A 1,729-nucleotide genomic window follows, 5' to 3' on the forward strand; every position below is an offset into this window, starting at 1 on the left:
CCGCGCGGGCGGGCGAGCATGGCCTGGTTCGCCATCGCCGCCCTCTGCGGCATGGCGCTCCTCACCGCGCTCGGCCACTGGTTCCGCGCCAGCGGCCACGCCCGCCCCCGGCAGCGGACGGCGCTCACCGCCGCCGACCTCGACACGCGCAAGGTGCTGGTCCCGCTCGCCCTGCTCGGCGTGCTGATGATGTCGAAATTCGTCTACCTCTCGAGCATCAACTCCTATTACATCTTCTACCTGATGCACCGCTTCGGCCTGAAGGTGCAGGCGGCGCAGATCGACCTGTTCATCTTCCTCGCCTCGGCGGCGGCGGGAATCATGATCGGCGGGCCGATCGGCGACAGGGTGGGCCGCCGCACCGTGATCATCGGCTCCATCCTCGGCGTGCTGCCCTTCACCCTCGCGCTGCCCTATGTCGGCGAGACGATGACGGTGGTGCTCTCGGTCATCATCGGGCTGATCCTGTCCTCCGCCTTCGCCTCGATCGTGGTCTACGCGAACGAGCTGGTGCCGGGCCGGGTCGGCGCCGTCTCCGGCCTGTTCTTCGGCCTCGCCTTCGGCATCGCCGGGCTCGGCGCCGCCGGCCTCGGCGTGGTGGCGGACTGGACCAGCATCACCACCGTCTACCAGATCTGCGCGGTGCTGCCCGCACTCGGCATCGTCGCGCTCTGGCTGCCGAAACTGCACTGACCGCGCGCGGTTGGCGTTTCCCCGCCGGGCCGGCTATGCAGGGCCGATGCGGAGACCGAGATGCCAGCTGCCGTGAACCCCCCGCCCGACGACCTGCCCGCCGAGCCCACCCAGGCGCGCCGGTTCGGCAAGGCGCGCACGGCGCAGGCGAGCGCCGTGCTGGAAGACTATGTCGAGCTGATCGCCGACCTCATCGCGATCAATGGCGAGGCGCGGCCGATCGACATCGCCCGCCGCCTCGGCGTCTCGCACCCGACGGCGGTGAAGACCATCGCCCGGCTCAAGCGCGAGGGGCTGGCCACGGCGAAACCCTATCGCGGCGTCTTCCTCACCGAGGCGGGCCAGGCTCTGGCCGAGCGCGTGCGCACCCGGCACCGGCTGGTGGTCGCCCTGCTCAAGGCGGTCGGCGTGCCGCCCGAGACCGCCGAGGCCGATGCCGAGGGCATCGAGCACCACGTGTCGGACATCGCGCTGAACGCCTTCAGCCGCTATCTCAAGACCCGGGGCTGATCCGGCCGGACGGGCATCGTCCGAACGGGCAGGGCGATGCTTGCGCTGGATCAAGGGGAGCAACCACGCCCGCTCCTAGCCTGAGCCCGTTGGCGCGCCACGGGGCGCGCCGGTGCATCGCACAGGCAGAGGAGATCATCCGCCATGTCCACCCTTCGTCACCGCCGCGCCGTGCTGGCATTCGCCGCCGCCGGCCTCGCCGCGCTGGGCGCCGGCCGCGCCTTCGCCCAGGACCAGACCCGCACCCAGGACCAGACCCGCACCCAGGATCAGCTTCGCACGCAGGACCAGCAGCGCCTGCTCGACCAGCAGCGCCTGCGCGAGCGCCAGCAGGACCGGCTGCACCAGCGGGCCGACGCCGAGACCGAGCGGCTGCGCGAGCGCGAGCGCGACCGCCTTCGCGAGCGCGACCGCGAGAACGAGCGCGCGCAGATGCGCAACGGCAACGGCAATGGCAACGGCGAGCAGAACCGCGTCCAGAACCAGTACGAGAATCAGAACCAGAACCAGTATCAGGACCAGATGC

General features: G+C 71.1%; 3 protein-coding genes. All 3 read left to right on the forward strand.

Features of this window, described 5'->3' with window-relative positions; genetic code table 11:
- A partial coding sequence (locus tag APM_RS11540; RefSeq protein WP_039888409.1) for an MFS transporter occupies window positions 1–693 on the forward strand: 693 nt, incomplete at its 5' end.
- Between the two features lie 60 nt (window positions 694–753).
- On the forward strand, window positions 754–1,203 hold the full coding sequence (gene mntR, locus APM_RS11545; RefSeq protein WP_007423558.1) for a manganese-binding transcriptional regulator MntR: 450 nt from the start codon (window positions 754–756) through the stop codon (window positions 1,201–1,203).
- A 144-nt stretch (window positions 1,204–1,347) separates the two neighbouring features.
- Window positions 1,348–1,729, forward strand: a 382-nt coding sequence (locus tag APM_RS20400; RefSeq protein WP_007423559.1) for a hypothetical protein, incomplete at its 3' end; no start/stop codon positions are given.

This window comes from Acidiphilium sp. PM (genome assembly GCF_000219295.1).
GTDB classification, from domain to species: domain Bacteria; phylum Pseudomonadota; class Alphaproteobacteria; order Acetobacterales; family Acetobacteraceae; genus Acidiphilium; species Acidiphilium multivorum.